Origin of the sequence: Pontibacter sp. 13R65 (genome assembly GCF_047525655.1) — a bacterium.
Taxonomy (GTDB): Bacteria; Bacteroidota; Bacteroidia; order Cytophagales; family Hymenobacteraceae; genus Pontibacter.
The window spans coordinates 163849-185752 of sequence record NZ_JBLIQL010000001.1 but is presented as its reverse complement, the minus strand read 5'-3'; the positions used below and the strand labels follow the sequence as shown (position 1 = coordinate 185752).

The following is a 21904-nucleotide window of genomic DNA, read 5'->3' as shown; positions in this document are numbered from 1 at the left end:
GCAGCTTCTTGATTTTAAAGAAGAGAAGGCATGTGTTTTAGATATTGACACCACTGTCTTCAGAAGCCTGTGTTTTAAGATGCGAAAACTCTCAATGGATGAACTCAACCGCGACTCGGTGGAGGACTTTAAGAATAAGAAAAAACTGCCGCTCACGCTGATCCTGGACAATGTGCGGAGCCTGAACAACGTAGGATCAGTTTTCAGAACGGCTGATGCCTTTATGGTGGAGAAGATTTACCTCTGTGGCATTACCGGCACCCCACCCCACCGCGATATAGAAAAAACCGCATTGGGCGCCACGGAGTCGGTGGTATGGGAGCATGTGCCTTGTACGCTGGAACTGGTAAAGCAACTGCAGGCCCAGGACTATAAAATCGTGTCGGTGGAGCAGGCCGAAAACAGCATCATGCTGCATAAGTTCGTGCCGGAGCCGGAGCAGCATTATGCATTTGTGCTGGGCAACGAGGTGTTTGGGGTGCAGCAGGAAGTGGTAAGCTTCTCGCATACGGTGCTGGAAATCCCGCAATTTGGCACCAAGCACTCGCTCAACATTTCAGTAGCCACTGGTGTGGTCGTGTGGGACTTCCTGAGCAAATCTATTCGTTAAATACCTCTTCCAATACATACAATCTTATTATGTCTACCTGCTCTGGCTGTTACTCCTGCCTTCCACATGCTAAGAGTAGCAGCCAGAGCAGGTAGACTATAGCTAAGCTTTCTTCTATTTCGCTATCTTCTAAAAGAGCTTCTGCTGCTTTTCTGCTCCTGCCACTAAGCTCTTTCCCTGCTTCACGGGAACAAACACGGCGGCTACCAATAAATATCACAAAATAGAGGTACTCCCGTTAAACTTATGGATGGTATTCCTGTCTTACTTACATAAGTTCGACAGCAAGAATACAATCTCCTTTTTTGTTCAGGTTGATTTCCGGCTGAATTTGCGCCTTTGCTCCTACTTCGCCCTGCAGTACGTGTTAAACCCATAGCTCTCCCATTGAGCTTACCAGCATACATTCCTATGAAACTGATTTATACTTTTATTACCTTCTGCCTTCTTGCCAGCACTCCGCATCTCTTATCTGCACAGCAGCAAACAGGCAGTGTGTCAGGCACAGTCATAAACAGCAGCACCAAAGAACCTGTGGGCATGGCTAGCGTGGTCTTATTAACGCCTGCAGACTCCAGCCTTGTAACAGGTGCCAACACCGACTTCGACGGTCTCTTCAGAATAGAGCGTGTGCCTTTTGGGCGCTACCTTATGCGCATCACAGTTGTGGGCTACCCCACCCGGTTCTCGAGCGTTTCCGTATCGCAGGAGGCGCCAGAGGCAACAATGGGCGCCATTAGCATGAACCCCAGAGCCACCACCCTGAAAGCCGTGGAGGTAGTGTCGCAGCGGGAGCTCGTGCAGTTTGAGCTGGATAAAAAGGTAGTGAATATCAGCCAGGATATTGCCGCCGAAAACGGTTCTGTGGCAGAAGCTTTGCAAAACGCTCCTTCTGTAGAGGTAGACATAGACGGTAACGTGAGCATGCGTGGCAGCAGCAATGTAACCGTGTTGGTAGACGGTAAGCGCACCGCCCTTGCCAACCTTAGCCTTGATCAGATACCTGCCAACATGATAGACCGTGTCGAGATCATTACCAACCCATCGTCTAAATACGATCCGGAAGGCACAGGGGGCATTATTAACCTGATTCTGAAAAAAGACAAAACCTCCGGCATGAACGGAGTAGTCTCGCTGAACGCCGGCACCTACGACAACTACAACACCTCCCTTAACCTGAACTACCGCCACAACAAGCTATCGCTAAACGGGGGCTACGATTTCAGGCAACAGAACCGACCAGGCAATAGCTCCAGTTTCCGTACCACCTACTTCCCCAACAGCACCACACCCGACAGGCTCAGCTTTCTGGATCAGGACCAGACGAGAACCAACCTCGACGTGTCGCACAACATCCGCTTCGGAGCAGATTACTACCTGACGCCGAAGCACACCCTCTCTGCCTCCACCCTGCTCCGCACCAGCAAGGAACGGGGCACTAACCGAATTCTGTATCGCTTCCTGGGCCAAAGTCTGGCCTTAGATTCAGCCCAGACCCGCACCACCGCCGACCGCGAAGAAGACTTTTCGATGGATTACGTGCTGGGCTACCGCCAGACGTTTGAGCGTAAAGGGCAGGAGCTGACAGCCGATTTTATTTATACCAACCACCTGGAGGATGAGTTCAGCAATTTTGAAGAGCAGTATGAGGTGGCAGACCGGCTTCCGCTGCTCCAGCGTACCGCAGCCGACAATATGTTTCGGCGCATTGTGCTGCAGTCAGACTACGTGCACCCTATTTCGGAAGAAACGAAGCTGGAGGCCGGCTACCGCACCTCTATTCAGCGCATGGACACCGACAATACCTTCTTCAACTTCGACAACACTTTTGGGCAATGGGCAAATGATGAACTGCGCAGCAACCACTTTGTGTTCGACGAGCAGGTGCATGCCTTGTACAGCAATTTCAGCAGCAAATGGAACAGCTTAAGTTACCAGGTGGGGCTGCGCGCCGAGCAAACTCTTACTACCTCCGATCAGCGCACGCAGCAGGAGGTGTACCGCAACAACTACTTCAGCTTGTTCCCGAGTGTTTTTGTAACGCACGACATTAACCAGGATAACAAAGTGCAGTTTAGCTACAGCCGTCGCATTAACAGGCCCCGTAGCCGAAGCCTGAACCCCTTTATCGATTATACTGACCCCCTCAACATCCGCTTCGGGAACCCAAGGCTCAACCCGGAGTTTATTAATTCGCTGGAGCTGGGGCATCTTCGCTATTGGGAGAACTCCTCGCTTAACACCTCTCTTTTTTACCGGCGTACCTCTAACCAGGTACAGCGTTTCCGGGAGTTCAACCCTGAAACCGGCGTTACTACTACTTCCTTTATCAACCTCAACACCGGCTCTAACTATGGTGCAGAAGTGGTGGCTACACACTCTTTCACGAATTGGTGGCGTTTAAACGGCAGTGTTTCCGGTTTCCGTACTGAGCTTAACGATAGCCGTGGCGATACCGAACTGAGCAACAACCAGTTTAGCTGGAACACCAAGCTTAACTCTACCATGACGGTTTGGAAAGACATGGCCATTCAGGTGTCAGGTCAGTACCGTGCTCCTATGGTGACCATACAAGGGCGCATGGAGCAGATGTATGGCGTAGACTTAGGCATAAAAAAAGATGTGCTTAAGAAGCAGGGAACCGTTTCGTTGCGTGTAACCGATATTTTCGATACCCGCGAGTTTAACTTCCTAAGCTATGGTCCCGATTTTGAAATGATAAACCGCAATAAGCGCCAGACGCAGATGGTGTATGTGGGCTTTACATACCGTATAAACCGCGAAGGCAACCAACGCAACCGCGACAACAAGGAAGAAAGAGAAGAATCCGGCGAAATGGAAGAGGGATTTTAAAGCAGTAAGGCAAATCAGCTGTTCAAACAAGTACTAATGTCTTCAACTAGTCAGGCACTTAACCAGGCAGGCACCACCTCTCATGTGGTAACTCATTAGCTCACAGCACGTTTCTCCCTAGGGTAGAAGCTACGCTTCGGCGCCCACAATTTTTGCAATCAAATCCTGCGTTGCAACATCTTTTTTATTCGGAACAGCAGCAGCAGCTGTTTTTTCCAAATCATCAATGCCAACTAAATTTTATTGTTATTTTCGAATAAAATTTTATATATTTAAAGAACTCTCTGCTTATATTGCGCGACAGGACTCGTTAGTTTTTTAGGGTACTTCACCAATTTTTAACCTGCTACAACATGAAATTCCTCGGAATTCTACTTTTTATGGCTGGGCTTCTGTCGCTTTTGCTAGAGCTAATTGGCGCTAACCTGCTAATTCTCAACTGGCTGAACCAATGGGGATATACTACCAGTTGGGGCATTCGCATTAGCGTAATCCTGCTTGGGGCCATTTTATACCTGGTTTATCGTAACGACGATTAGCCACCGCACCTTTTGTGGACCGGGAACTGCCATATAGCCCCTGTCGTATACTAAGTTTAACAATCTTCAGCATCCTGTTCCCGGACCGTCAGGTTGCTTCATTACAATTGAAAGACCGAATAGCCATGGATGCTCCGGAATACACACCGCGCTTTGTACAAATAAACGAACTCTATATCGATACAGTCGTGATCGACGATACGGAGTTCCTCACCTTATGGTGCTTTACGCTACTAGATGATGAATATAAATTCATTTACTTGGGTTGCGATTTTACCCAGTTTAACCAGATTTTAATCGGAGCTGGTGAAAAAGGAAAGGAAATAGCCCTGCACCTGGCAGAAGTGCTTAACAACCCTTACGAAACCCCTACCCTGATCCCGATAAAAGAGCAATTTGAGGAATACCTCGAACTGCTTGGTTTCGACATTATTATGTATGAACCTATGGCCGTAGAAGACGACATAGACGAAGACATGAAAGACGAAGACGAGCTCCCGATAGAGCAGATTTTCGGAAGCCAGCCCGACAACACATCCCGCAAACACCTGATCTACCAACTCGACAAGCTTTACCCTTCCAAGGTATTTGAGCCGGAAAAAATGGTCCACGAAAAGTTTGTGGAATCCTTTGAAGACGATTCCCTGGAACTGGCTCAACTTTACTACGACTACCTAAACGCCATCGAAAATGGTTACTCAGAAGAAGAAGCCAAACAAGTAGCAGGCCTCGAGCGAGACGTTTTCTTCCGGATGGCAAAAAAGGCGACGGAGCTCTGGAAGGAAAATTGATTGAATGACTATAAAGCCAATGAAATTACTGTAGCAGCTCCCTGAGTGTTACAGTATTTGCCTCTGCCTTATTGTTTGGCTTCGTCAAGAGCACTTCCTTTTTTCCCCAGTACGCTGCGTAACCTTTATTTACCCAGTAATCCTGGTTAGCTTTATGCCAGGCAAGGTCTTTAAAGACGATGGTAGCAGGTATGGCTGACAAAGGCGGCACCTTACATACCTCACAATCGGAAGTAGCCAGGTAGTGAAAACGGGATTCCATTTCATTTTTGTAGTCAGATGCTTTACCAGAAACAAGATCTAAGTAAGCCGTTGCCACTTGCTCGTTTAAGCTGAAATGAAAAACTACCAACAGCACAAATGCCGCCACTTTGAACGAGGGGAAAAATCTTATTTTGAAAAGGCCAGGATATTGCACAAGGATTAATTGCAAATTAAAGAACCAGCCAAGTACAAAGTAAAAATAAATTACATTTTCGACACGTGGTGTTGCTTTGTCGCTAGTAGACCAGGTAAACAGAAACTGCATCACAAATATGGTAGCCAGGTACAAAAGTACACTCCACCGGGCATCTACCTGTTTTAGTAAGTCACTTCGCCCTGTAATAGCCAGTTTATACCCCCAAAGTGGTACATAAAGAACCGACGCAATCAGTAATAACCCGCCCCATTGCATAAAGAACATAAGGCTGAGGTAGGAAGTATAAATGATGCTCCATCTGAATTCCGCATATCTCGGATGTGTACTCATACGGACATAATTTCCGGGAGCCAACACAGCAACCAGTGCCGCGATAAAGGCAACTCCAAATAGAATAGCCATGTGAGTAGCGTGTTCTTCCCGATACTGCCAGCAGGCAACTACCAACAGAAAAAGAACAGATAATGTCATGAGGAGCGCCATTTCGTTGCTACCTACTATCATGACACAAAGAACGGCCGATACCAATACTCGCCAATTATTTTTTCCAGTATTACTGCTTTTGATCAGCCTGGCGATATAGGCCAGGAGTATCAGGAACATAATAGAGGGCAGCTGATAAGTTAAACTTCCACATAGCCAAAACAAGCTTTGTGTAATATCAGGCACTTGCCTTACATATAAACAAAAAATGAAAGCTGCCAGCGCCGAACTCTGAAGCCAGGGAAGCTTCCCAGAAAATAAAACATGCGCCAACCAACCTAATGCTCCTCCAAATGCTAGCAGTAACAGCGCCGATAACCATTTATACCCGGCAATGGAGCCCCAAACAAGTGGACTTATACGCATAATGCCTGTTGCAAAATAACGGCCCGACCACTCTCTATAGAAATACTCCTGTGATTCCCAAAATCCCATGGTACGATCTCTAACCGCAAAGCCGAAATCGTCTGCTCCAGGGTAATTATATGCGGTTAAAAGTAAAAGTGGTAGAAGCGTAAGAAGTCCCAGCAGCAATAGCAGCAGAAAAAACGTCTGCGTATCCTGTACTGGCTTTGATGACGCATGTAGGTCTTCTGAAGAAATACAGTGCCCGGAGACAAAGGACGCACGACAAGTGACCTTCCGCTTATAACGTCCTTTTAATAACTTAAACATCCTTATCCTTTTAAAATGCGGCACAGCCATTTAACTTTTCCTAACCCCACTTTTCGCAACAGTTACCTTAGCCTCCAAGCGCCAGAATATAATTATCGGCAATTTAAAATATTAAAAATGAAAATAAGGTCTATTATCAACGATTTGCATTATAGATTAACAGAGTCTGATAAATTTGGCACCATTTATTACTGCCCGGCTCAAATCATTCTAATAAAAAAAGCCTTCTAAAGACCAAATAGGCACAATTAGCCATACGTTGATCCGCCATAACTTAGTTTAACTGCAGCAGGCGTAATATACCTCAAAACAAGTACTCTTTCCTTACAACCATTAGGTTACTGTCGCGGCCCTGCTCGGGTATGACATGGGCAGGCATGGGTGTTTTAATAAGTTGCTGTGGCAAGCCAATATGCTGATCGTAGAGGAGCAGGCGCAGTTTAGCACTTTGGTTTAGTTGCACCTCTAGCGTTACTTCTTTCGAAACAGGCAAGCCATGCAGTCTGGCTAAATAGTAAGGCGGCTCCTCTTCTACATTTATTGGCTTGAGCGCAAGCACCTGTTCATTTAAGGCAGCACTGTAAAGGCTATCTTGTTGCGGTTGCAACACAACCTCCAGGTGTGCCGCACCACGCGGCGAAGCCAGTTTCAGGCGCAGAAACCGCTTGCCTCCGGCTACAGAATCGCCAAGCACTCCGGCTACAGGCACTGGCACCGCTACCGGTTTAGCAGCATTTAGCAGGTAGGTGCGGGTGGCGAAAGGATAAAGCGCCGTTAAAGCTCCAGTGGTGGGCGAAGGAAAAAACTGCTGGTTCCAATCGTCTGTTTTCTGAAACGGAGATACCCAATATGCTTCGCCAAGGTCAGCATTGAGGTAGTAAGAAACCGAACTATGCAGCGGCTGTTCAGGCGAAGGCGCCTCACTGCTAATAGCGATTGCTAATTGTATGCCTCCAGCCACCAATACAACTAGCGGCAGCAATGGCCACTGGCTCAAGCTATAACTACGCTCCAATACATGCAGCAAAGGCAGCAACAAGCCAGCCAGCAGCAAGAGCAACACCACCATCGGCACCGGAAACTGCAGCGCAAAAACCACAGACAGAAACCGCACAATCGGCATCAGCATAAAAATAGCAGGAACCACCCCTAGCAGCAAAAGCAGGATCGTACGCCACTGTGTGGGCGACTGGTACAGCCTGAAGAGGAAAATGAACAAAGTACCTGCCAGGCAGAACAGCAGCGGGAAGAGTAACAGGTAAGAGGCCGACACCAAATACACGCACAACACCAGCACCAGCACATAAAACAGCAGGTAAATTCCCATCAGCAAAGAGAACAGTTTTATCCAGCGCAGCGCCAGCCAGCTTAGCAACAGAAACAAGCCCAGTGTAAGCAACAGGTAGGAGATAAAAAACAGGTCTGCGCTATATACCCCGTTCATCTCGTGCGAGTAAGGCAGCAGGTTATTGACCAAATTATTCAGCAGGAAAACAAGCCCAGTGGTGATTCCCAGCAGGAGCAGGTACATAAAAAAACTGGCTACAACCTGCCGCCCACTCAGCACCTGCCGCCTGGCCCCTATAAGCCAGGTAGCTATAAATAAAACAGTTAATAACGCCAGCAAGCCATAGCTTAACCAAATGGGGTATTGTATCAGCCAGCTTCCGGCAGGGTTAAAAAACACTTTGTCGGAGGTAGCAGAGGCAGCAGCAAGCGAGGTAGTTGCTAAATGCCGCGCCACAGTCAGCAGGTTGCTGCCATGGTGTTGCAAGGTGCGCCGGTCGAGATTTGCTGGCGAGTCTGTCATTTTGTGGTAATGCACAAAGCCATCTACAGCTGCCGAGTTCATACCGATATAGCCAGCCTCGCGGAACGGAGTAAAATCAGTGTTGTTAGGCATCAGGCGATACACTTCGTACATAAGCGAACTGGCAAAAGGATAAGGCGCAGCTTCGGCAAACTGTTCTACTACCCACCGGTTTCCTTTGTTGAACTCAAATGTCATGCTAGGGCCTGCATTACCCCGCGCATCAAGGTTAAGCACAACGCCCACCTCTTTGGCCCAGGGGTGCTCCAAAAAAGCGTAAGCTCCGTACAAGCCATACTCTTCCCCATCGGTAAATAAAAAGATAAGGTCATTTTGCAGTGTTTCCTCCTGCTGCAGTGCACGGGCAGTTTCTAAAAGTGTCGATACACCACCTGCATTGTCGGCGGCTCCGAGCGTATTTGGCTGGGAGTCGTAGTGCGCCACCAGCAGTACCGCTTTGCCACCGCTACCTCTTGCGCGCAGGCGACCCAAAACATTATAGACATAACCTACATTTGCCGCACCACCCCCTGTACTGCTTACGGTTGCCTCCTGCACCTGCGGCTCTAACCCAAGCAGCTCCAGCTGCCTTACAAGGTAGGCACGTACCTCAGCGTGTGCGGGAGTACCCATAGCGTGAGGCTCACGCGCTATCTGTTGCACATGCCGCATAGCTCTTTCCGCCGAAAACTCATGAGCAGGAGCAGTGGCTGGCAGTGCTTCTGGGGGCTGAGCCAGGTAAATACTAAACCAGCATAGAATTGTGATGGCCAGCAACAGGAAAACAGCAAGAGAAGTGTTTCGGTAAGACATGCCGTATAGCTTATAAATTGACTAATATTACACAATATAGGTTCTATATAAAAGAATCTGCGGCTGTAGTTTATATGCAAGCCTAAGGCCTCTGGCACATAAAAATGCTCCGGAAGGGCATTATGATTAGAAGATTTTACTTCCTGCACGAACAAAACACCACCATCCGCAATCGCTATAAACCAGAACGGCTCCACCTTTAAGAGTGGAGCCGTTCTGGTTTTAAAAAAGGCGCAGGCTTTATTTTTCTACACTTGTTACACCAGGTTCTCTTACCTCGCTCTGCCGCAACTGCACCGGCTCCGATTTTTTGCGGAGCTTCATGTTCAGGAACTCTACCAACAGCGAGAAGAACATAGCAAAGTAAATGTAGCCTTTCGGAATGTGCATGTGCAAGGCTTCAATAACCAGCATAAACCCTATCAGGATCAGGAACGACAGAGCCAGCATTTTTACCGTAGGGTGCTTGTTTACAAAGTCGCTTACCATTTTAGCGAATATCAGCATAATGCCCATGGCCAGAATAACGGCTACAATCATTACCTCTACGTGCTGCGCCAGCCCAACCGCAGTCAGAATGGAGTCGAACGAGAACACAATATCGATCAGCACGATCTGAACGAGCACTTTAGAGAGTGTGACGGTTTTGACAGTGCCACCATGCCCTTCTTCCTCCCCTTCGAGCTTGTTGTGTATTTCGGTGGTACTTTTAGCCAACAGAAACAGGCCACCGGCAAAGAGAATGATGTCGCGCCACGAAACCGGGAAATCATTTTCGGTAAAAGGCAGGTTTATCGTAAACAGTGGTGTGTTGGCACTCACAATCCAGGAAATACCCAACAGCAGTATTACGCGGAAAATAAGCGCCAGCGAAAGGCCAATGGTACGCCCTTTGCCTTGCTCCGAAGCCGGTAAGCGCCCTACTATTATCGAAATAAACACAATGTTATCTATGCCAAGCACCACCTCCATAAAGGTTAGTGTGAGCAAACTTACCCAGGTATCCGGATTTGCAAATATTTCCATAGTTTGTCTGTATTAGAGTTAATAGTAAGAGGCAAATGTATTGATTTAGCGCAGAACAACCAGGTGATTTCCAGGAACTACACACATAATTTGCTAACCCCAATACGCAACAACTTTAATTAGGATTTTGCAGAAGCTAAGACTTCATGTTCACGAACTGCAAGGGCATGCCAATCTCTTCGCTTTTGCTTCTCATAATGGCGATTACCTCCTGCAAATCGTCTATTTTTTTGCCTGTAACACGAATCTGTTCATCCATGATAGCAGCCGACACTTTTGCCTTGCTGTCTTTAATAAGCTTCATTATTTTTTTGGATGTCTCCTTGTCGATGCCGGCCTTTACTTTAATGTCTTTCTTGACCATAGCACCTGACTGGTAATGCTCTTTTGAGAAGTCGAGGGCGGTGGCATCGAGCCCCTGCTTCACCATTTTTCCGATCAGCACATCTTCTGTGTGCTGCAGGCGCATCTCGTTCTCCATAGAGATGTGCACTTCGCTCGATTTTTTGTCGTACTCCAGCGTTCCTTTGGTATCGCGGAAGTCGTAGCGGTTCAGGATTTCTTTTCGGGCTGTATTTACAGCATTGTCCATGGTTTGCGGATCAACTTTGCTTACAATATCGAAAGAGGCCATAGTCTTTATTATTCTTGTTTAAAGATTAGAGTTACACAATTTATACGTGCAAAGTTATTCTAATTTAAAATTTATTGACTGGTAAATTCCAAATCGGTTACTTGCCACATGACCATTATAGAACCCCAAACCCCGGAAGAACTGGCACAATATTACCAGCTCCGCTACGACACCCTGCGCCGCCCCTGGAACCAGCCCGCCGGCAGCGAACGTGCCGACGATGACGACACTGCCCTGCACGCCCTGCTGCTCGACGACGAAGGAAACCCAGCCGGTGTTTGCCGCCTACACCTGAACACGCCGCAGGAAGGACAGCTCCGGTTTATGGGCATACGGGAAGATATGCAAGGAAAGGCGCTAGGAAATTTGCTTATTAACTACCTGGAAGATAAGGCCAGAAGTCTAGGAGCCACTACCATGACCCTGCAGGCCCGCGATTACGCAGTAAACTTTTATCGCCGAAACAAGTATGAGGTGATAGAAAAAACCTATTTGCTGTTCGGCACCATTCAACATTACAAAATGGCCAAGCAGTTGTAATTGTCAGACTGCAGTTTTGTGCGGCACTGCTCCTCAGAACAAGTCTGGCATTAAGGTGCCCTACAAGTTATGACACAAACTATTCGTACGCTCCAGACTGGTCTCCTATTGTTAGGAGCCAGTTTGTTTAGCGCCTGCAGCAAGCAGTACCCTGTTTTACAAACAGTAGCTTCTGTAGACCTGAACAGGTACGCCGGCACCTGGTATGAAATAGCCTCGCTGCCCCAGCGTTTTACCAAAGGCTGCCATTGCACCACCGCTCAATACAAGCCTCACCCCGATGGTTATGTAGAGGTATATAACTCCTGCCGCGAAGATGCTCCCACCGGCGATACTAAAGATGTACAAGGCAAAGCTTTTCCGGTAGAAGGCAGCAGCAACAGCAAGTTAAAAGTGCAGTTTTTCTGGCCCTTTAAAGGCGATTACTGGATTCTGGACCTCGCCGACGACTATAGCTATGCCCTGGTAGGTTCCCCAGACCGCGAGAGCCTCTGGATTCTGGCTCGCGAATCCCAATTGCCACCATCTGAATATGAGCGTCTGGTACAGCTGGCAAGCAGCAAAGGCTTCCCGGTGGAGGAACTGCAACTCATGGATCAAAGCTGCCAACAATAAACTCTACTCCCAAAGGCTTAAATCCCTAAAACGGCTCCGGAAGGCCGTTTTCATTCGAAGAATTGCAGGCTGCGCCAAATTCAAAATTAGAAATTAAAAATTATGGTTGTCTTGCTGTAACCTAGGAGAACCCCGAACCTCCTGATCCTGAGAAAGCCTATGGAAGGGGATTCTCATTAGAATAATTTCAGTTAAAACTAACTAAAGGCAAGGTTTTGCGGCAGTAGGCAACGAATAGAGCACAAATGCCAGGTGCACCTATTGACGATTTTTTGTTTGAGCGTTCAGCGAGTTCAAAATCGTCTTGATTTTTTTGGTTCTTTTTGTATCAAGACAAAAAGAACAAAGACTTAGGCAATGAAATAACTCCACTCCGCTGTCACAGCGATAAAAGCTACTATGCAAACTTAAACTACAACTGCAATACCAGTAGCCGTTGCTTCTGCCTCTCGCCCACTAGATCCTTCCAGGATGACAAAAAGGAAAGGGCTGAGCCAAAGATCTAGTTTATAGGGTTTAGTTAAAGCGTCTTTAGATTACCCGGGAGAAAGCAGCTTCCTTACTGCCTTTTCTCCTGCACTTTCTTTACAAGGTTCCGCATCAGGCTGCGCGGAAACACCCTCACAGAAAAAGCCGTTAGCTTGTCTTTAAAACCAGGAAACATGATCACTTCTCCAGCCATTAAGCCATCGTAACCTGCCTTGGCTACACTTTTTGCATCGTCGAGCAGGGCCTCGCTGAAAATACCGGAACCAGATAGGTTAGCCCGTTCTTTAAAGTCTGTGGCAGTGGCTCCCGGGCATAGCACCGTTACACTCACATTAGTACCCTTCTGCTCTGCCGCCAGGGCCTCCGAAAATGAAAGCACATAGGCTTTGGAGGCATAGTAAACTGCCATGAGCGGACCCGGCGGAAAAGCAGCCGTAGAAGCAATATTTAGAATACGCGCTGGCTTGTCGGTGCGGATCTGGCCCAGGAAAAGCTTGGAAAGGTGGGTCAGGGCGAGTATGTTAACCTGCATCATATCCAGCTCTTTCTGCAGGTCTGTTTCGCGAAAGTAGCCATAGTTAGCAAAGCCGGCATTGTTTACCAGCACATCTACCTGCACCCCGTCTTTTTTCAGCTCGTCGAAAATCAGCTGCGGTGCTTCCGGTATGGCCAGATCCTGTACCACCACCTTTGCATGCACTTTGTATTTTATGGCAAACTGCAGAGCAATCTGATGCAGCTTATCTTCGGAGCGTGCCACCAACACCAGGTTGTACCCATCCTTCGCAAAAAGTTCTGCCAGTTCGTAGCCAATACCACCCGAAGCGCCTGTTATCAGAGCTGTGTTTTTCATGTTGCTTTCTCTTAATTTAGTTTAGCCAGCTAAACGAGATCCAGTGCAGGAATGTTGATCGTTTGCTTTCCTGTACCTCTCCTTGAGTCACCTGCCCCTACATCGGCTGATCCTGGGAAGACATTATTTCACAACCAACTGCATATCAACAAAATAACTCAACTCAAACTTTTATATCCTAAAAAACAGGGCGTTTATCTGGCAAAGCAGGCTGTTCGTCTAATTAGCACTCTCATAATATTCAAGAACCAATATTTAAGCACTGTTTTTGTAACTTTGCCACCCAATTACGCACCAGTATCTCTACACAAAATAAAACTATGATGATGTTACAAAATTCAGGCGTTTTCCGTCTGCTGGTAATCCTATCCTTACTGGCAGGCATTCCCAACTTTGCTGTTGCCCAACAGCTTACGCAAACGATCAGGGGCAGAGTGATCGACAAAGAATCACAGGAACCACTTATTGGCGCTACAGTCACTATCTACAGCCTCAGCCCGGCTATTGGCGCCACTACCGATGTGGATGGCTACTTCAGGCTGGAGCAGGTACCGGTGGGCCGCCACACCCTTCGCATCAGCTTTGTAGGCTACGAAGAGCAAGTGCTGCCGGAACTGCTGCTGGGCTCAGGCAAGGAAATGATACTAACCATTGGCCTTACGGAGTCTTTCCGGAACCTAAAAGAAGTGGTGGTAAGCGCAGGGCAGCAGGCCAAAGGCGCTCCCCTGAACGAGATGGCTACGCTTAGCGCCCGCTCCATTTCTGTAGAAGAAACCAAACGCTACGCTGCCAGCATAAACGATCCGGCGCGTGCTGCGCTCAACTATGCCGGCGTAGGCGGCAGCGACGACATGAGCAACGAGATTGTAGTGCGGGGCAACTCTCCGCGTGGTGTGCTATGGCGTGTTGAAGGCGTGGAAGTACCCAACCCAAGTCACTTTGCTGATGAAGGAGCCGCAGGAGGCGCCATTAGTATGCTGAGCGTAAACATGCTCGACAACTCCGATTTTTATACTGGTGCCTTCCCTTCTGAGTACGGCAATGCCCTCTCTGGCGTGTTCGACATCAGGCTGCGCAATGGCAACAACGAAAAGCGGGAATATGCTTTTCAGGCGGGTGTGCTGGGCGTGGACTTTGCCGCGGAAGGCCCATTTAAGAAAGGAGCTAAGGCTTCTTACCTGGCTAACTACCGCTACTCCACACTGGCCATGCTCAACGCAGCCGGCATTAAGATTGCAGGCGATGCCACTCCAAACTTCCAGGACTTTTCTTTTAAAGTGCGGGTGCCGACCAGTAAAGCAGGCATTTTCTCTTTGTGGGGCTTAGGCGGCCTGAGCAACCAGAACCTTCGCGCCGACAGAAACCCGGACAACTGGAAAGAATACTATGATCAGTTTGACGATGTTTTTTCTTCTAACATGGGAGCAACAGGCCTTACGCACATGCTGTTTCTGGGCAAAGACGATTACCTGGAGACCACCCTCAGTTACTCTGCCAAAACCACCAGCATTAACTTCGACTCTATTTCTACGGAAGCAGAAGCATTTCCTATTTATCACCAGCGTATTGCCTACAATACCACCCGCCTTTCCACGCTTTATAACCGCAAGTTCAACAACCAGCACACTCTGCGGTCGGGCATTATTCTAAGCCATATGGGCTACGATGCCAGCTCCGATGGCCAGGATGATGACTACAGGTTTGTGCGGCTAATCCGGCAGGAAGGCACTACCAGCATGGTGCAAGGCTATAGCCAGTGGAAGTACCGCTTGTCAGAAAAAATTACCGTAAACACAGGTTTGCATGCCACCTACTTTGCCTTAAACAGCAAAAGCAGCATTGAGCCACGCTTCGGTCTGAAATGGCAGCTAGTGCCTGGTCGGTCGCTTAGTGCCGGTGTGGGCTTGCATAGCCGCCATGAAGCCTTGTCGACCTACTTTACCGAGCAACGGGTGCAGGATGCTGTAGTGCTGCCAAACAGGAACCTTGGCTTTACCAAAGCGGCTCATTATGTGTTGGCCTACGATCACCTGCTCCGCCCCGACCTGCGCCTGAAGGCAGAAACCTATTACCAGCACCTTTACAACGTGCCGGTTGGCGTAAATGGCAGCAGCTTATCGACTCTGAATGCTTCCGGCGGTTTTACTACCGACAGCCTGATAAACAAAGGAACCGGCCGCAACTATGGGCTGGAGCTGACACTGGAGAAGTTCTTCACCAACAACTTTTATTACCTGATGACGGCCTCGCTTTACGAGTCGAAGTACACTGCCACGGACGGCATAGAACGCAGCACACGCTTTAACGGTAACTATATAACCAATTTTCTGGCAGGCAAAGAGTTTAGAGTGGGCAAAGGTGGCAAAAACCTGATCGGCACCAACATTAAACTGCTCTGGGCCGGTGGCAACCGCTACACCCCTATCGATCTGGAAAAATCGCGGGAGAAGGGCGATGCGGTTTATAGAGAAGACCAGGCTTATGCCGCACAGGCAGATGCTTATTTCAGGTCAGACATCCGGGTGAGCTTCCGGAAGAACAACCCGAAAGCCTCCTATATTTTGTCGTTGGACCTGCAAAACGTAACCAACCGTCAGAACATGTACGCACAGTACTACGACCGGAAGGCAAAAGAAATTAAAACGAACTACCAGATGGGCCTGGTGCCGGTGCTGAACTACCGCATTGAATTTTAAACCTAACTTCTAATAAAACAAAAAGCTCCTTTGCGTTATATGCAAAAGGAGCTTTTTGTTTTATGTCCGCTTTGGCTGCAGGCAGCCTGCGCAACAGGAGCAGTAATCAATACTAAACACCAGGACAAATTTACATGAAGCTATTTTATCTGATCGAACAAATCACGATAACATGTAGACCATTTTATTGCACATAAAAAACTTTTGAATCTTGTATCCTGATACTTGTGTTCTTTTGTTTATTGCAGCTTCTCGAACTCAGACCTGGTTACTTTAAAAATAGAACCGTGGCGCATGCCCTTCGGGAAAGAGATCTTATCGGAAATGTCGGTCCAGTTTTGCAGGTCCTGCGACTGCACGGCTCCCATGGCTTTGTCGCGGTATTTGTCGAAGTACACGATCCAGGTGTCGCCTAGCTTTAAAGTTGTGGGGCCTTCGGCCCAGTAATTACCTGTAATGGGCGGACCTGCGACAGAATACGGGCCGGTCAGGTTATCAGCAAAAGCAACTTTCAGGTTCTTTTGTGCCGGCTCGCGTGTTTCGTCCTTCAGGAACATCACAAAGCGGTTCTTATCTTTTACAATCGTGGCATCTATTACATTAAAGCCCGGCTCGTAGAGCAACCTAGTGTCGCTGTAGGTTTTAAAGTCTTTGGTGGTAACGTAGTACATGCGGTGGTTGTAGGCACTCTCTTCGTTCGACTGTGTTTCGGGGTAGAGGCCGGTAATGGTGGTGGCCCAGTAAATCATGTACTCCTTAGTTTTATCGTCGTAGGTAATTTCTGGTGCCCAGGTGTTGCGGGCGCCCGGCTCGTGCTCCATTACGGGCACATACTGTTGCTCCGACCAGTTCAGCAAATCAGAAGAACTGGCATAGCCGATGCCCCGCTCGTTCCAGCTTACCGTCCATACCATATGAAACTTGCCATCGCCGCCCCGTATAATGCAGGGGTCGCGCATAAGCTTGTCTTTGCCTGCCGCAGGTCTTAGAAAAATAGAATCGTTTTTGAGAGCTTGCCAGTTGTAGCCATCGGTGCTGTAGGCCAGGTGCAGCCCGTCGCCATTTCCTTTAAAGTAAGAGAACAGGTAAACTTCTTCTTCGGAAGCAGCTGCCTGCCTTGAGGAGGCGCAGGACCAAAGCACAGGCAACAAAAGCAACAGCAAAAACTGGATTTTCTTCATTATTCTAAATGCTAGTTGTTAAATAATAGATTTTGGGTTCATGAGTTTAACAACAGAAAGTATCGTGGTTGCAAGTGCTAAAAATATGTTGGTACCACGATCTCTGATGGCTACTTGTTCATTTGCCCCATCACTAGATAATAGCTTTTGCACTTTTATCCTAAACCGGCCACAAATTAATTAACAAAAGTACATGCCAAAGCATTCTATATGGCTTTCCCTGTTGAATCCGTTATCAGATAAAGCATCCTTTTTTACAAACCTACTCAGCTTTGCAGGCTCCAAGGGTGGTCAGTAAGACCAGATAAAGCAAAGATGCTTACACCATTCTTACCACCCTTATTTTTAATTTCTAATTTTTAATTTCTAATTTATAGCAGCACCAGCCATAAAGCAGTTGGAACCTCAGAAGCCATTGTTTTCAGAAGCCAAAGTTAAAACCCGGATAGCGCCTACACCCAGTGGTTACCTGCACCTGGGCAATGTGCTCTCGTTTGCCCTTACCTGGGCGCTGGCGCGGAAGCAGAACGGCACAGTAGTTTTGCGTATCGATGATCTCGACAATACCCGCTTCCGGCCCGAGTACCTGCACAACATATTTGACACGCTGCAGTTTATGGGCCTCGACTACGACGAAGGCCCTGCCAACCCAGACGATTTTCTGCGGAATTACTCACAGCACCTCCGGCTGCCGCTTTACCGGGAGTACCTGCACCAGTTGCGGGAGCAAGGTCTACTTTATGCCTGCCCCTGCTCCAGGAGTCAGATAGCGGCGGCCTCGCCAGCAGGGCGTTACCCCCTCACCTGCCGAAGCACGCAGGTGCCGCTAGAGCAGCCGGGCAATGCCTGGCGCATTTTGGTGCCAGACCATTCAATGGTTACCTTTCACGATCAATTTTTAGGAAAAGCGTACCAGGTGCCACTTTGGGAGCAGATGCCTGATTTTGTGGTGCGGCGAAAAGACGGCATTCCGGCCTACCAGATAGCCTCTGTTTGCGATGACCTGCAAATGGGCATTAACCTGGTGGTGCGGGGGCAGGACTTGCTTAACTCCACGGCAGCACAGGTTTTTCTGGCGCAGTGCTCCGGCAGCGCAGCTTTCAGCCAAATTCAGTTTTTCCACCACCCCCTGCTGCTCCAACACGATGGCACAAAATTGTCTAAGTCTGAAGGGGCAGAGTCGTTGTATGGCATGCGCCGGAAAGGTATGACCACCACCGAACTATGGCGGCTACTTGCCCGGTTGCTCGGCTGGCAAAACGCCAATATTACAGATGCCCGCAGCTTTTTGAAGAGGTTCAGGCCAGAAGATGTGCCCCCCGTAGTTCAATAATCAACTCTTGATAGATACCAGGTAAAAGCAGCTCCGGAAGGGTATTTTCATTAGAAGAATTGGTGTGGCTGTGCCAAATTCAAAATTGGAAGTTAAAATTGATGAAAAACTTGCTAGTGGAGCCTGTACCGGATAAAGTCCTGTGCCCTAGGTCTTGCGTCTTCAAAAAGCCTCTGGAAGGCTATTTTTATTTGAATAATTTGAGGCTGGCTAGATGTTGCTTTTAATCAGATTCTTTTTGACTAAGCAGGCCGTAGTAACTCACATCTACTACTTCTCCTAAACCTGTTATATATTCTTTCCGAAGGGTGCCTTCCAATTCAAAGCCCAGCTTTTCGACCAGCTGTCTACTCTGTTGGTTCGACGGAATTATTTTAGCGGATATCTTGAGAATCGCCAGCTCTCTAAAGCAGTACTGGCACACCGCTTTCAAAGCTTCTGAAGTAAAACCAAGTCCTTCGTAGGGTTCGGCAACCAGGTAGCCGACCTCGCACCTCGGAATGCGCCAGTCTATGTTTTTGACAATAACCAAACCTATAAGCGCAGACCTATACCAAACTCCATACAGCACAGATCTGCCGTGCAGGCGATCGTGCTCCAACTCGTTCAGGTAGTGGACGGCTGACGCGGCATCTGTTGTTCGGGAAACAGTGATCGGGAAACTTTCCTGCAGCCTTGCTTTATTTTCCGATACCAAGCCTGATAAGGTGTCGGCGTTTTCCTGGTCGAGCACCTTTAGCCGGAGCCTTTCTGTTCTAAGTTCTTCTTTAAACTGTATCATGAGAAGCCGCAGTATTTCTCTGGCTTGTGTGGCAGCCGCTGGCTACTCAGTTTATACTAAATGGAAAAGTGACCGTGGCCGGAACAGAAAGATTTGCTCCGGCCACGGTCCACAGCCTTGAACTGTGTTATTGTTTTATTTTTAGAATTGAACAAGCATTGCCTTTATTTGGCTTTAACAGCTATAGGCAGTTCCAGATTTTCCCAGCGCAGGATTATACCAGGTTCTTTTACCTCGTACACCAGGCGCTCAGTCATAGCAGCAGCTTTTCTAGGCTTAACCGTTACACGCAGCGCGTCCTGGTCTTCTTTGTACTGGGTGCCCCACTGGTCTGCAGTTTTATTAAAGATAACAGTCCATTGGTCTTCTCCCGGAATAGTGTAGAAGCTGTACTTTCCGGCCGGAAGTGCTTTTCCTTCCACAGTCACATCCTGGTCTACCTCAACGGTAGTAGCCTCGTTGGCACCGGAGCGCCACACTTTGCCATAAGGAATTTTATCGCCCCACAAGGTACGCCCTTTTACAGAGGGGCTGCTGTAGTTGATGGTGATGTTAGCCTGGCCAATTTTGCCAGAGGCAGTAGCCGGTGGGCTTGGGCGATTTTCTTTGTCGGTCTGGGCATTGGCACCAACAGAAATAAGCAGGCTCACCATCAGCATAAGAAGCGAACTGAACAAATGGTTGTTTTTCATATCTTATTTTGTTTTGATTGTATGAGAAAGATAAGAAACAAATTAGTATTCTACTACACAATGCTTTAGAAGATCAAAGACTGAAAGATCTTTATCTGAACCACCCTATATTTCCTTATATGTTTCCGAAACATGGCTACTTTTTTACAGGGATTAATTTAAAGGTAAGTAAAGCTTAAAACTTCATGAGCATAAACTCTTTCATAAATTTAGCAGATTAGGTTTAAGGCTATTTTCGTTCATACACAAGCCATTAAGAATTATAAACTGATGAAGAAATAATTTTTGCTTAACTATACTCAAACCCGCCTTACCTATTACCGTATACCCCTAATCGAACAAATCTTGTATTACTATTTTATCAACACAATCGTATATTAGTTAAAAATTAAAAAAAGTTAATCTATTTTTTGTAAAATATTTGCAACAAAACAAACAATCACATACATTTGTATCATCAATAACAAACAATGTAGGGTGTTGAAATTGGCAGACAAGCCCTCCTCTCTCGGGGGTGGAGAATCTGGGATAAAGCAGCTATTTTAAACTTTTTAGTACAAAGATTTTTGCCTAACTACTTCGTGGAGGTTCGATTCCTCCCCCTACAGCAAAAGCGGCCTCAGGTGCAAATCTGAGGCCGCTTCTTTTTGGTGCCGCACCTGAAGAAACCTAAAAGAGCGATAGAAAAGAGTTTACGAAGGAAGGAACTTGTAATGTTCAGAATTTCACTGTGAAAGGGGGCGTCGAGGTTTAGTGCTGCACTTCTGTCAAGTCACGCAGCGGCACGTCCAGTTCCTGTGCAATTTTATTTATATGCTGCAAAGCCACCTCTTTTAACTGGTGCTGCAGCAGGTGCAGTCTGGTGCCATCTGCCAATTTCAGGAAGCCATCATATTTGGTGTTATAAAGTGTTGACATAGATCCCCTTGACTCAGCTACCTGACTGTAGTTGTTACGCTTCAGGTACAGGAACTCAAACTCCGGAAGCGGTTGCTCTGCACCGAAGAACTTGCCAAGCAACTGCACCCCCTGCCCATACCTCCGCTGCTGCAGATCGAATTTTACTGCCTTGTAGGTTAACTGTGTAATAATGGCAGCCGAAAAAAGCAGCGCCAACCATTACTCCTTTCAGCACTGCTACCACGCCAATACCTGTTAGCACCCAACCCAGCATGCGGGCGCTTCTAGAGAAATAGTTGCCCGTTTTATAGATATGAACGCCTATGGCAACAACAAAAGTCTTTTCTTACTTTACCACAAAGCCGAATGTGGCATATGGTTTCAGGTAGTTAAACAGCACGTTTACGAAAAACAGGATGCTTCCCATTTCCAGTACTTCTTCTGTTGTCATTACTGCCATAAAAAGCAGGCTGCGGTCGTTGTAACCTTGGTTCAGTAGGCTTGCCCCCAGCATCTCAAAGCCTATAGCCCCTAGCAAAAAACAAAAACCGGCTGTAAAAAAGCCTCTGCGGGCCGCGAGGTTTAAGCTTTTGTAAAACTGGTAATAAAACACGGCAAACAGAAGCACAAAGACACCACTTGCCACGCCCCATACCAGATATCTTTCATCTGCCGGGCTGAACCTGGCTAGCAGCAGCTCATGTATGCCTACCGCCTCATCTACCGCCATGGCTATAAAAATAAGTGCCAGCCCTGCCCAATGAGTTGCAAAATAGTCTTTTGCTTTGCGTTTGATTGCTGCGATTAAAGCCAACAGGCACGACGACAGCAGCAAAATAAACGAGGAAAAAAAAGAAGGCAGGTTTCCTTTTTTAGCGAAATAGAATTTGCCTTGCCAGGTTGGTAAAAAGTTGTACTCATCGCCGGCCAGAATTACCAGCACCACGAGCAGGTGGAGCACAAGTAAAATTCCTGCTACCAACAGCAAATATTTTATAAAGTTGGCACTGTAAATAGGCAGCGCATCGGCACTGGCCTTCTCCTTTACAAGAGCAACTTCTTTTAAGGCGCCTGCACCATTTAACGTTACCGGCACTTTTCCATTGACAATCTGAGGCATATTTACCTGATAAAGTGGAGTGAATATGGCGCGGAAGATAAAAATATTA

18 protein-coding genes are annotated in these 21904 nt (G+C 47.6%); 8 read left to right on the top strand and 10 right to left on the bottom strand.

The features are described 5' to 3' along the window. Positions 1-79 precede the first annotated feature (79 nt). The 4 genes from ACMA1I_RS00790 to ACMA1I_RS00775 all read left to right on the top strand — a co-directional run bounded on the left by ACMA1I_RS00790 (position 80) and on the right by ACMA1I_RS00775 (position 4793). Positions 80-610, top strand: a complete 531-nt coding sequence (locus tag ACMA1I_RS00790; RefSeq protein WP_337066325.1) for an RNA methyltransferase — start codon at positions 80-82, stop codon at positions 608-610. Positions 611-1021: 411 nt separating this feature from the next. Further along, a complete protein-coding gene (locus tag ACMA1I_RS00785) occupies positions 1022-3463 on the top strand; it encodes a TonB-dependent receptor domain-containing protein (RefSeq protein WP_337066324.1) in 2442 nt (813 codons plus the stop codon). A 353-nt stretch (positions 3464-3816) separates the two neighbouring features. Further along, entirely contained in the window at positions 3817-4002 is a 186-nt protein-coding gene (locus tag ACMA1I_RS00780; protein ID WP_337066323.1) for a hypothetical protein, read from the top strand. 107 nt (positions 4003-4109) lie between these two features. Continuing rightward, complete coding sequence (locus ACMA1I_RS00775; protein WP_337066322.1) at positions 4110-4793, top strand: hypothetical protein; 684 nt, start codon at positions 4110-4112, stop codon at positions 4791-4793. A 25-nt stretch (positions 4794-4818) separates the two neighbouring features. On the opposite strand, the gene ACMA1I_RS00770 is transcribed toward ACMA1I_RS00775, so the two are convergent. From ACMA1I_RS00770 to ACMA1I_RS00755, 4 genes are all read right to left on the bottom strand, one after another. Further along, on the bottom strand, positions 4819-6372 hold the full coding sequence (locus ACMA1I_RS00770; protein WP_337066321.1) for a DUF6056 family protein: 1554 nt from the start codon (positions 6370-6372) through the stop codon (positions 4819-4821). 304 nt (positions 6373-6676) lie between these two features. Beyond that, positions 6677-8995: a M20/M25/M40 family metallo-hydrolase gene (locus ACMA1I_RS00765; RefSeq protein WP_337066320.1), complete on the bottom strand. Its 2319-nt coding sequence runs from the start codon at positions 8993-8995 to the stop codon at positions 6677-6679. 240 nt (positions 8996-9235) lie between these two features. Continuing rightward, positions 9236-10021 carry a TerC family protein gene (locus ACMA1I_RS00760; protein ID WP_337066319.1) on the bottom strand — a complete coding sequence of 262 codons (786 nt, stop codon included), beginning with the start codon at positions 10019-10021 and terminating at the stop codon, positions 9236-9238. A gap of 136 nt (positions 10022-10157) precedes the next feature. After that, positions 10158-10655 carry a YajQ family cyclic di-GMP-binding protein gene (locus tag ACMA1I_RS00755; protein WP_337066318.1) on the bottom strand — a complete coding sequence of 166 codons (498 nt, stop codon included), beginning with the start codon at positions 10653-10655 and terminating at the stop codon, positions 10158-10160. Between the two features lie 108 nt (positions 10656-10763). Between ACMA1I_RS00755 and ACMA1I_RS00750 the strand changes: the two genes are divergently transcribed. Together ACMA1I_RS00750 and ACMA1I_RS00745 are read left to right on the top strand one after the other, a co-directional pair. Beyond that, entirely contained in the window at positions 10764-11195 is a 432-nt protein-coding gene (locus tag ACMA1I_RS00750; protein ID WP_337066317.1) for a GNAT family N-acetyltransferase, read from the top strand. A gap of 69 nt (positions 11196-11264) precedes the next feature. After that, entirely contained in the window at positions 11265-11810 is a 546-nt protein-coding gene (locus tag ACMA1I_RS00745; RefSeq protein WP_337066316.1) for a lipocalin family protein, read from the top strand. A 559-nt stretch (positions 11811-12369) separates the two neighbouring features. Here the strand turns inward: ACMA1I_RS00745 and ACMA1I_RS00740 are convergent. Then, positions 12370-13152 (bottom strand): SDR family oxidoreductase, encoded by a 783-nt coding sequence (locus ACMA1I_RS00740; RefSeq protein WP_337066315.1) that lies wholly within the window; start codon positions 13150-13152, stop codon positions 12370-12372. Positions 13153-13472: 320 nt separating this feature from the next. Here ACMA1I_RS00740 and ACMA1I_RS00735 point away from each other — a divergent pair, with 320 nt between their 5' ends. Continuing rightward, positions 13473-15848 carry a TonB-dependent receptor gene (locus tag ACMA1I_RS00735; protein ID WP_337066314.1) on the top strand — a complete coding sequence of 792 codons (2376 nt, stop codon included), beginning with the start codon at positions 13473-13475 and terminating at the stop codon, positions 15846-15848. A 239-nt stretch (positions 15849-16087) separates the two neighbouring features. Here the strand turns inward: ACMA1I_RS00735 and ACMA1I_RS00730 are convergent, their stop codons facing one another. Further along, complete coding sequence (locus tag ACMA1I_RS00730; protein ID WP_337066313.1) at positions 16088-17029, bottom strand: glycoside hydrolase family 43 protein; 942 nt, start codon at positions 17027-17029, stop codon at positions 16088-16090. 397 nt (positions 17030-17426) lie between these two features. Between ACMA1I_RS00730 and ACMA1I_RS00725 the strand changes: the two genes are divergently transcribed. Beyond that, positions 17427-18362 carry a glutamate--tRNA ligase family protein gene (locus ACMA1I_RS00725; protein ID WP_337066312.1) on the top strand — a complete coding sequence of 312 codons (936 nt, stop codon included), beginning with the start codon at positions 17427-17429 and terminating at the stop codon, positions 18360-18362. Between the two features lie 223 nt (positions 18363-18585). Here ACMA1I_RS00725 and ACMA1I_RS00720 read toward each other — a convergent pair whose 3' ends face one another. The 4 genes from ACMA1I_RS00720 to ACMA1I_RS00705 all read right to left on the bottom strand — a co-directional run bounded on the left by ACMA1I_RS00720 (position 18586) and on the right by ACMA1I_RS00705 (position 21855). Then, positions 18586-19143 (bottom strand): GNAT family protein, encoded by a 558-nt coding sequence (locus tag ACMA1I_RS00720; RefSeq protein WP_337066311.1) that lies wholly within the window; start codon positions 19141-19143, stop codon positions 18586-18588. 164 nt (positions 19144-19307) lie between these two features. Continuing rightward, entirely contained in the window at positions 19308-19835 is a 528-nt protein-coding gene (locus tag ACMA1I_RS00715) for a DUF2911 domain-containing protein (protein WP_337066310.1), read from the bottom strand. A gap of 750 nt (positions 19836-20585) precedes the next feature. Continuing rightward, on the bottom strand, positions 20586-20951 hold the full coding sequence (locus ACMA1I_RS00710) for a hypothetical protein (protein WP_337066309.1): 366 nt from the start codon (positions 20949-20951) through the stop codon (positions 20586-20588). A gap of 130 nt (positions 20952-21081) precedes the next feature. Further along, the gene (locus ACMA1I_RS00705) at positions 21082-21855 is read right to left on the bottom strand and encodes a hypothetical protein (RefSeq protein WP_337066308.1); all 774 of its coding nucleotides are present in this window, start codon (positions 21853-21855) and stop codon (positions 21082-21084) included. Positions 21856-21904: the final 49 nt, after the last annotated feature.

Excerpts from the sequence above, each read along its gene's own strand:
- ACMA1I_RS00745 (WP_337066316.1), top strand. The coding sequence starts at position 11,265 with ATGACACAAACTATTCGTACGCTCCAGACTGGTCTCCTATTGTTAGGA.
- ACMA1I_RS00790 (WP_337066325.1), top strand. The coding sequence starts at position 80 with ATGCGAAAACTCTCAATGGATGAACTCAACCGCGACTCGGTGGAGGAC.
- ACMA1I_RS00770 (WP_337066321.1), bottom strand. The coding sequence starts at position 6,372 with ATGTTTAAGTTATTAAAAGGACGTTATAAGCGGAAGGTCACTTGTCGT.
- ACMA1I_RS00705 (WP_337066308.1), bottom strand. The coding sequence starts at position 21,855 with ATGCCTCAGATTGTCAATGGAAAAGTGCCGGTAACGTTAAATGGTGCA.
- ACMA1I_RS00760 (WP_337066319.1), bottom strand. The coding sequence starts at position 10,021 with ATGGAAATATTTGCAAATCCGGATACCTGGGTAAGTTTGCTCACACTA.
- ACMA1I_RS00755 (WP_337066318.1), bottom strand. The coding sequence starts at position 10,655 with ATGGCCTCTTTCGATATTGTAAGCAAAGTTGATCCGCAAACCATGGAC.
- ACMA1I_RS00780 (WP_337066323.1), top strand. The coding sequence starts at position 3,817 with ATGAAATTCCTCGGAATTCTACTTTTTATGGCTGGGCTTCTGTCGCTT.
- ACMA1I_RS00765 (WP_337066320.1), bottom strand. The coding sequence starts at position 8,995 with ATGTCTTACCGAAACACTTCTCTTGCTGTTTTCCTGTTGCTGGCCATC.
- ACMA1I_RS00785 (WP_337066324.1), top strand. The coding sequence starts at position 1,022 with ATGAAACTGATTTATACTTTTATTACCTTCTGCCTTCTTGCCAGCACT.
- ACMA1I_RS00740 (WP_337066315.1), bottom strand. The coding sequence starts at position 13,152 with ATGAAAAACACAGCTCTGATAACAGGCGCTTCGGGTGGTATTGGCTAC.
- ACMA1I_RS00715 (WP_337066310.1), bottom strand. The coding sequence starts at position 19,835 with ATGAAAAACAACCATTTGTTCAGTTCGCTTCTTATGCTGATGGTGAGC.
- ACMA1I_RS00735 (WP_337066314.1), top strand. The coding sequence starts at position 13,473 with ATGATGATGTTACAAAATTCAGGCGTTTTCCGTCTGCTGGTAATCCTA.
- ACMA1I_RS00730 (WP_337066313.1), bottom strand. The coding sequence starts at position 17,029 with ATGAAGAAAATCCAGTTTTTGCTGTTGCTTTTGTTGCCTGTGCTTTGG.
- ACMA1I_RS00750 (WP_337066317.1), top strand. The coding sequence starts at position 10,764 with ATGACCATTATAGAACCCCAAACCCCGGAAGAACTGGCACAATATTAC.
- ACMA1I_RS00720 (WP_337066311.1), bottom strand. The coding sequence starts at position 19,143 with ATGATACAGTTTAAAGAAGAACTTAGAACAGAAAGGCTCCGGCTAAAG.